An 8354-nucleotide genomic window follows, 5' to 3' on the forward strand; every position below is an offset into this window, starting at 1 on the left:
CGCTTCCTGCTCCATATATTGCCCAAGGGGCTGATGCGGGTCCGTCACTACGGCTTTCTGGCCAATCGTTGCCGACGACGACGTCTGGCCCAGATCCGTCAGGCGCTGGCCGTTATCGACGCGACAGTGGATGCCGATACCGCCGCCAGCGACTCGACACCGACCTACACCTGCCCGCACTGCCGACAACCGACACTGCGGGTGATCGGGACACTCAGCCCCCGACGATCCCGACTCGACAACCACAGGACGCAACGGTATCGAACATGACCTAACGCCACCCCCTCACAACGGACTCGGCGAACCGGCTCGCTTGCGGGCCGCGGTGGCGCTCGTTCCGCGGATGGATTTTGCCCCATAGACGCGCTAGGTTGGGTTAAATTAGGTTCGGAAAGGGGGAAAACATGGCCAATCTCACGGCCCGGACGCGGCATCACAGGCCCGTACCCTCGCGACCGGATGCATCGGGTCACGCTCCGGCCAATACAAAACCCTATAGAAGCGGCGTCGTAGCCTGACGGGCGGCTTAGTCCAACAGGCATTTCTTCGCCATGCTTCGCACGGCGAAGAAATGCTGAACAGTTATGTGCAGGAACAAACAATAGGTGTCATTTGAATCTGGAGGGCTATGATATGCCCAGTAATAAAACCCCTGAATCGTACTCCAATGAGACGCCAGAAATGTTAACTGCGCGTCTTAATACTGCAGCAGAGATTATTGATATTGCACTAGGAGCGGTCAAGCAATTGAGGCCTGTGTATAACGAGTTGGGATGGGGTGGTTTTTTTGCGATTAGTTCCGTCGTTATTGTTATTGTTACCATCGCCTTGTCGTTTGTATCAGGTGTTGGCGCGGAAGCTAGATGGATTGGTATTACTTTTGGGGAACAGGTTGCATTCCTATGTATTGCAGCCATATTTGCGATCATCGGTGTTATATTCTTGTTGAGATATAATGATCTGAAGTCACAAATACAGACGCTTACCATAGAGATAGAACGAGACCGCAATAAGTGGATTCATGAAGAAGCGATGGCAAAATTGAATCTACAGGGCTCACAGCAAAGCTCTAGGGAACCTCATAAAGGTGGAGAGAGTACTCACGACAGTAAAAACGACGGAATAGTCACAGGATGAAAGTATCAGATTGCCGATAGTTCATGCACATAACCAGCCCTTCGGGCGGACGCCGGAAAGCATCAGGGCTTTCCGTGGCCATCCGGGCGGCGCCGCTCAAGGGCAGCGTTAGATTTTCAAGGAGATTTGAATGAACGTATATTTTTCGGACTATTTTTCTGTTTCAAAGGACGACCTCGAAAAATATGGTGCGTTTAATGTCTCCTTGATTAATGACCTGCCTGTTTTTATAGACCCGTTTTTGCTCTTTAATAGCGATAAGCCGGAATATCAGCATTTGCATGATGAAATCATAAAATATATTGGATTTCTCCGTGATATGTCAGAGGCTGGAACGATCTCTAAAGGATTGGTCCGGCACTGGTTCCTATTCCCTGAAGTAAAACAGAATTGGTTAGGTTTCAGCAAAGTGGGAAATGGTGGGTCTGGCCTAGGACCGGACTTTGCAAACGCGCTAAATGAAAACCTTAGCAATATCTTCAATGATTTTGGTTCAGAAAAAATAACGAAAAGCAGTCACTTAGAAAAACTGTGCCTTATCAAGGAGGGGGTTGGAAAAGACAGCATAAGCGACTTCACTACCAATCTTATAAAGTCGTACTTGTGCGAGTACACGCAAGATTTTGCTAAGAAATATATCGACTCGTCTCGAACTAAATCAGTTATGGTTCCCCACGCGGAGTTTAATTATAAAACTCGCAGCTGGACGTCAAAGAAATATACGCTACCTTACATAGATGGTGATTATGTATTGTTGACACCAAAAGACATCCTTACCAAGGATGAAGCTTGGATCAACAAGCATGACATAATTGGTGACTTTGATGACATTGTCGCGGCTATCCCCAACGTAGAGTTAAGAGACCAAGTAAACGAATATTTTCTTCGCCGAGTTCCAGAGGATGCAAAGCAGCGTGAAATCAATGAGGCCATAGCTAAGACATTAAGAAATTTCCCTGAGTTAATTGACCGCTACATCCGACTCAAGGAAGACACAGGTGATCAAGCTGTTGCGTTGAGTGAACAAAAAGTCCAAGAAATAGAGACGGTTTTCATACGTCAAGTAGCTAGCTTAATTGAGAACTTGAAGGATGAAAGCAGTTTTTATGAGACTTCTGACGACACGCATGATGAAGCGTACAGTCGCGTTCTGTTTTTGAAGCAAGTTATTGAAAATAATGATGGCTACCGAATTTTTTATTCTAATGGCCAACCAATCAAGCGTGAGTCGGACCTTCAGCTTATGTTTCGACTGACTTGGTACGCTTCACAAGACGATGTTAATGCTGAAGTCAATAATGGTCGTGGTCCGGTCGATTATAAAATATCCAGAGGTTCGAAAGATAGCACCCTTGTAGAGTTCAAGCTGGCTAGCAACTCCAAGCTGAAGCAGAATCTGACAAAGCAGGTTGAAGTGTATAAAGCAGCAAATAAAACGAAGAAGTCCATTAAAGTGATTTTGTATTTTAGCGACAGCGAGCTATTTCGGGTTCAGAAAATAATGAAAGAGTTAGAGCTCAAAGAAGGTAAAGAATTGGTTTTGATAGATGCGCAAGCGACCAATAAGCCGTCTGGGTCAAATGCAAGGTGAAATCTAACCAATGCGTCAACGGGACCGGTCTTTCGCTGGCGCTCCAAACAGGCCCATTACGCAGGCGTTAAGTTTTTGGGAGACTTTGATGATTATCAGGAAAATGGAAGAGAAGGACCTTGAAGCTGTAAGTGCAACTTGCATGGATTCGTTTTTGCAGTCTGTAGCGGACACATTGTCTGACGAGGGGATTTCAACTTTTTCGAATATTGCTGCGCGCGATGCTTTTCTTGACAGAATGATGGGCGATAACATGATGCTGGTTGCAGAAAACGAGGGAAAAGTTGAAGGCGTAATCGAGTTAAAGGAAGGTCGTCATGTTGCAATGCTTTTTATTAGTCCTGAACGCCAGAAAAGTGGTATTGGGAGAAAGTTGCTTTCATCAGCATTGAATCATGCGAAAGGTGAAACTGTTACCGTCACCGCGTCTCTATCTTCTGTTCCCGCCTATGAGAAGTATGGGTTTGAGTGCAAGGGCGAAGTGGGCGAGTCGGCAGGTTTGGCCTATCAGCCTATGGAGATCAAACTTAACAAGGCAATGCACGCGACAAGCGCGTGATTGCGGCGATGACAGCTACCGCGAAGCGGTTTAGTTCAACTGTTTAGCATTTATTCGCCATGCTGCGCACAGTGAATAAATGCTAAACAGTTAGCGCCAAGTTGTGGAGGATCAATGGCGAAGGAAACGGTTTACTTGTCCGATGAAAACGATTGGATCGGCGAGTTTTTCTTTGACAATTACGAGCACCGATTCTTCGGCAAGCTCATGTTTAGCCCGACTCGTGGAATAAGGGTCGAGTTCACTAGCCCGACTACAGACGATGAAGAAGTAAAAACTAGGCGCTCTGACATTCTGTACGGTGTTCTCAGCAACGGGCGGCTTTGTACGATTTTGGAAATTTTGATCTATCTCACTCAGGGTTTAGGGGAGCCGAGATATCAACGAGATTCGGGGTCTGGGGTGCTAGGTTCGTCATAATTGGCGCCCATCTGGAAATGGATAGCCATTTTGATGAGCTGTGCTTTGATTTTGAGAATACCCAAGAGTTTTTCTTTCCTCAAGGATTCGTAGACTTCGTTCACTACAAAGAAGGCGAGATATTTTCAGCAGATTTTCAAGAAGGCAAAATTAGCGTTGAGAATAGTTCCTCTTTCAAAATGCTGCCAAACGATTTGAGTAGTATTTTGCTGAGTGATAACCCAAAGGTTATGCAAGAGCTTCAGGATAAGTGGGACGAAATAAGATCAAAGTATGAAAATGAGACATTGATGTTCAAAAGTAGCCTCAAGTACTACTACAGGCTAAAGAAGAAAAGGCGTGACAGTATTGAATCATTAATCACGTCAATGTTTGACCTCGCGAACCTCATGGCACTGCTGATGTACGTGCCGACTTTTGCAAAAGAAGTGACTCTGATAGATCGGAGAGAGGATGAAAAAGCAAAGTCGTACCCTGTGTTAATTAGTTATGGCCTAAGCGAAAGGACTTTGTCGTTAGCAACAAGAGAAAGACATCATTTCCACCTTCCTTTAACGTCAAAAAACGTTGATTTAGAAAAAGCTATAGTCGAGTGGATTAGATTATCGAGTGGCTATTCATCGGTAGTGTCAAGCATACAGAATGAGACAGGATTTATAAGTGAGCATGAATCTCATAGTGACATAGTTTTATTTTCAACGCAGCTCGAAGAAATTAATAGGAAAATTGGTGGATCGCGGAAGGAGAAGTATGAGAATCCGATCACATCAATCGGATCAAGCAGAATGAAGGCGCTTCTAGCTCACAAGCTAGCCGTTCGAGATAGTGAAAGTATCGGTTCGAGGGTAGGAGCCCTTCGCAATGAAATTGCACATGTTGGGAAACCGAAATCATTGCTGGAAATCATCTCTACGCGAGATCAAGCCATCATTGCGGTTTGTCTGAAACTGATTGTCCAATCCCATATTCTCTCTGAAATCGGAATACATAAGAGTTTGATCCATGAATACCAAGACTTTTATCTTCCCAGTTAAGTTGCATGCTGTAAGCGCTAACAAAGCATTGCAGCGGACAAGCCGCTGAATGCGGCGTTATAAATAGGAGATTTCAGAGTCATGAGTTACAGGAATAAGACCTACGTCGCATTCGCCAGCGAGGACATTCGGCTATATCGGTTAATGGAGGCATGGCGAGAAAATGATAAGATCGACTTCAACTTCTACGATGCACATGATCTGTTCGCGGCTAGGGATACCAGTACTAGGGAAACGATAAAACGCAGATTGCGTGAGAGGCTCAAAAACGCTAAACAAGTAGTCCTTATAGGTAGTGCTGATGCGAAGAAAAAAGGCGGTGATGGTTATTCCTTCTTAGCCCATGAAATCGACGTGATTCAGGAGTTTGTTCTTCCGATAGTAATAGCCAACAAGGATGGCGGAAGGTTAATCAATAAGAGTTTTATTCCAAAGCCGCTATTGGACGCTGACTATTATTCGGTGTCGGTATCGTTTCAGCCTAAAATCATTAAGTTTGCTCTGGATAATTATGCCCCGAATTACAATGGCTCATCCAAAAAAGGGCCGCATTACTACACCGAAGACAAATATCAAAAACTAGGGCTGTAGATGAATATTTTTGCCGATCTAAAAACTTGGAGATTTTGGAAAAGTTTTTTAGTAAGTGCATTTGCATGCGGTGGGTTTATATCAGCGATATTTCAATTCGTGATAATAGTATTTCCGTCGCAGGCCACTAGCCTTCAGGGCTTAGGCGTGATAATTGGAACGGTGATTATCTCCATTATTTTTGGGCTCATCGTGTCTTGGCCTCGTCCAATTGAAATGGAATACTCTGCGCCCAAAACTATAATAAAAATAATTAAAGGCGATCTTTTGGAGCAAGATGGCCACTTAGTTGTTGGTGTATGCGATACGTTTGATACAGAGTTGCCAAATATTATATCTCCGAGAAGCCTTTTAGGGCAGACGATTAATCATATTTTTGGAGGTGATGTAAAATCGCTAGATGAGCAGCTGAATCAAACTTTATCCAAGCTCGGCCCTGAAGGGCAAATTGATAAGGAAGGTAAGACGGAGAAATATGGCATTGGTACAGTGGCCCCTGTTCAGCATTCGCCACGAATTATATATTTTCTTTCATACTGTGAGATGAATCAGAGAAATGAGGCCTTTGGCACTGTCGATGGTGTTTGGAAAAGTCTAGTTTCATTATGGGATAAACAGTCTGAGCTCGGAAATCACGGCCCCATCTCCGTACCAGTAATCGGCGGCGGTCAAGCAAGAATGTCACATCTTCTTCCGGCACAGGATTCTATTCGTTTAATAGCTTTATCTTTTATGTTTGCTTCGCGGCAGCACAAAATTTCTGATGAATTACGAATAGTGGTCCAATCTTCTGATTATGATCGGCTGGACAGGCTAGAGCTTCAATCTTTCTTATCTTCACTGAGCCCTTCATGAAAGATCAAAAAAGCATTCAGCTTCCTAATAATGATTCATGCGCATTCTGTGCATACTTGTCAGGTGAGAGACCTTTTTCTTTTGTTTATAAAGGAAAGATGGTTTCAATCCTAGTGACAAGAGAGCAGAGGGGCTGCCCACACACGCTGGTAATACCCAATCGGCATGTTGAAACCATACTAGATGTTACTGAGGAAGAAGCAGGAAAACTCGCTATTGCCGTGAGAGATATTGCGAAAGCAATCGAGAGCGAGTTTAAACCAAAAGGCATTACGATTTGGCAAAATAATGGCGTCCCGTCCAGCCAGTCAATCGCTCATGTACATTTTCACGTGGCAGGAACCCTGGAAACCGGAGGGACGGATTGGGGAGATGTCCCCGAATTACCTCTAGAGGAAACTGAGGACATTGCCAACAAACTTCGGCCCTTATTCAGCTCATATAGCCTCTAGGTCCGCTTGTAGTAAATTTATAACAATCGGCTGCACAGCAACCGATTTTCCGCCGCTTCGCGGCTCCAAACCGGCGCGTGAGTCGGGCGTTATGGCAAAATCTAGTTTTAAAATCAGGAGGATATTTTATGAGCGAAACAAAGGAGATGCTTTTCTCTCTCCAACGTTTTCAGATACTTTCCCTTTTCACCAATCCTGCAGCAGAACGCAATGTAACACCAAGCTACGCTTTTGCGTGGGCTGATAACATATACCCATTTTTGAACGATGGCGCACCTTGGCATAAGCCCTATGCAGATTGTTTTGCAATTCAAGAGGAACAATTAGACGAGTTGCACCAATTTCTCTGCGATAGGTGGGATAGCAAAAAACTTATTTCATTTTACGAGCTTGAGGATCACTACGGGGTGAGCGGTTCTGCCAGGCCCGGGCCAGTCTGGAGTAGGTATGGTCTCGTGGCCGCTTGTCGGTATATTTACCTCCAAGAATTCCATTTTGACAAAGCATTTTGGTCGGCTCTGCTGGAGAATGGAAAATGTCCGTCGGAGGCCCATATCATATCCAGCCCCTATACCGCTGAACATGTTTACTTTGAATAGATTGCCATAACCAGTGCAGTCACAGTGACGCCCATTACATTGCGCCTTCGGCTTCATTCCATGGGCGCGCACGCTGCCGGCGCTAAGGCGGAACAAATAGTGGAGGCTTATGGAGACCTCAAATAAGAATCATCAATCGACTGAATCGCCTCGCATTTTTGTGCCTCCAAGTGCGGGCGAGGCTATAGAAGTAAACGGGATTAACTACTTTATAGGCCATCAGATAGGTCAAGGCTCATTTGGAGCAGTCTACGATTGTGCAGATGAGTGGGGAAACGACCTCGTAGCCAAGGTGATCCTTCCTCAGAATCGCAGTTACGAAGCTGTGCGTGAAGAGTGGTGGCACGAACTTCAAAGTCTGCAGCAGCTTAGGCACCCGCAAATAACGTATATTCATCAAGCCTTCGAATATCGGGACACGTTCTATATTGTCGTTGAAAAATGCTCAATGACACTGAATGAAATTATTGCCTCACCTAATACTGATGGTGAGCTTTGGGTTCCTTATGTAGCTAGAGATATCTTGAACGGACTCCAGTACATTCATGATCATGGATACATCCATAAGGATTTACACGCTGGAAATATACTAGTGTCTCAGCAGAGAGATCCTATGGTGCCGACAAAAGATCCTGTTTGGAGATTTAAGGTCGCGGATCTTGGGATAAGCAGACTTGAGAGCGATGTACGTATTTTTGGAACAGTGCTAGCTCAGTGGATGTTGCCACCCGAATACCTTAATGCTCAGGAGTTTGGGCTAGTGGGGAAACAAGTCGATGTATACCATGTTGGTCTCCTGCTGCTGAGCCTGATTCAAAATAGATCACTTTCTTTTAGTCAAGATGAGATATTGGATGGGGTGCCACGAAAGGCGGCAGAATATCTTCCATCACCATACGCCCCAGTTATTGCCCGAGCATTGCGAAGGCATGTAGAGGCCCGCACCCCATCTGCCATTCAGCTATGGAGAGAAATATCTCACACAGTATTATAGAGCGACAATTACTCTGGCCGGTGGACGACAACTATTCTGACCGGTTGCCCTAAGCTTGACCGCTTGTCCTGACCCACCAGGGAGACGGTATGGCGGTCACCAGCCAACAGGTCACGCTCTAC

At 45.2% G+C, this 8354-nt stretch carries 11 protein-coding genes; all 11 read left to right on the forward strand.

Going from position 1 to position 8354, the window contains the following annotated elements:
• Positions 1-270: transposase (locus tag GFD32_RS20170; protein WP_205599114.1), on the forward strand; the 270-nt coding region annotated here is incomplete at its 5' end.
• Between the two features lie 363 nt (positions 271-633).
• Entirely contained in the window at positions 634-1137 is a 504-nt protein-coding gene (locus tag GFD32_RS11660) for a hypothetical protein (RefSeq protein WP_163576795.1), read from the forward strand.
• Positions 1138-1267: 130 nt separating this feature from the next.
• Positions 1268-2728 carry a hypothetical protein gene (locus GFD32_RS11665; RefSeq protein ID WP_163576796.1) on the forward strand — a complete coding sequence of 487 codons (1461 nt, stop codon included), beginning with the start codon at positions 1268-1270 and terminating at the stop codon, positions 2726-2728.
• 88 nt (positions 2729-2816) lie between these two features.
• Positions 2817-3287, forward strand: a complete 471-nt coding sequence (locus tag GFD32_RS11670; RefSeq protein ID WP_205599115.1) for a GNAT family N-acetyltransferase — start codon at positions 2817-2819, stop codon at positions 3285-3287.
• 114 nt (positions 3288-3401) lie between these two features.
• On the forward strand, positions 3402-3707 hold the full coding sequence (locus tag GFD32_RS20145; protein WP_163576797.1) for an ApeA N-terminal domain 1-containing protein: 306 nt from the start codon (positions 3402-3404) through the stop codon (positions 3705-3707).
• Positions 3611-4741: an ApeA N-terminal domain 1-containing protein gene (locus GFD32_RS11680; RefSeq protein WP_163576798.1), complete on the forward strand. Its 1131-nt coding sequence runs from the start codon at positions 3611-3613 to the stop codon at positions 4739-4741. Before GFD32_RS20145 ends, GFD32_RS11680 begins: the two co-directional genes overlap by 97 nt.
• A gap of 81 nt (positions 4742-4822) precedes the next feature.
• Positions 4823-5332 carry a TIR domain-containing protein gene (locus GFD32_RS11685; RefSeq protein WP_163576799.1) on the forward strand — a complete coding sequence of 170 codons (510 nt, stop codon included), beginning with the start codon at positions 4823-4825 and terminating at the stop codon, positions 5330-5332.
• Positions 5333-6187, forward strand: coding sequence for a macro domain-containing protein (locus GFD32_RS11690; protein ID WP_163576800.1), 855 nt, complete (start codon positions 5333-5335; stop codon positions 6185-6187).
• Positions 6184-6639: an HIT family protein gene (locus GFD32_RS11695; RefSeq protein WP_163576801.1), complete on the forward strand. Its 456-nt coding sequence runs from the start codon at positions 6184-6186 to the stop codon at positions 6637-6639. The genes GFD32_RS11690 and GFD32_RS11695 overlap by 4 nt, the downstream gene beginning before the upstream one ends.
• A gap of 128 nt (positions 6640-6767) precedes the next feature.
• Complete coding sequence (locus GFD32_RS11700) at positions 6768-7238, forward strand: hypothetical protein (RefSeq protein WP_163576802.1); 471 nt, start codon at positions 6768-6770, stop codon at positions 7236-7238.
• A gap of 109 nt (positions 7239-7347) precedes the next feature.
• Positions 7348-8232 carry a protein kinase domain-containing protein gene (locus GFD32_RS11705; protein WP_163576803.1) on the forward strand — a complete coding sequence of 295 codons (885 nt, stop codon included), beginning with the start codon at positions 7348-7350 and terminating at the stop codon, positions 8230-8232.
• The last annotated feature ends 122 nt before the right edge of the window (positions 8233-8354 follow it).

This window comes from Halomonas faecis (assembly GCF_010993975.1).
Classification (GTDB): domain Bacteria; phylum Pseudomonadota; class Gammaproteobacteria; order Pseudomonadales; family Halomonadaceae; genus Halomonas; species Halomonas faecis.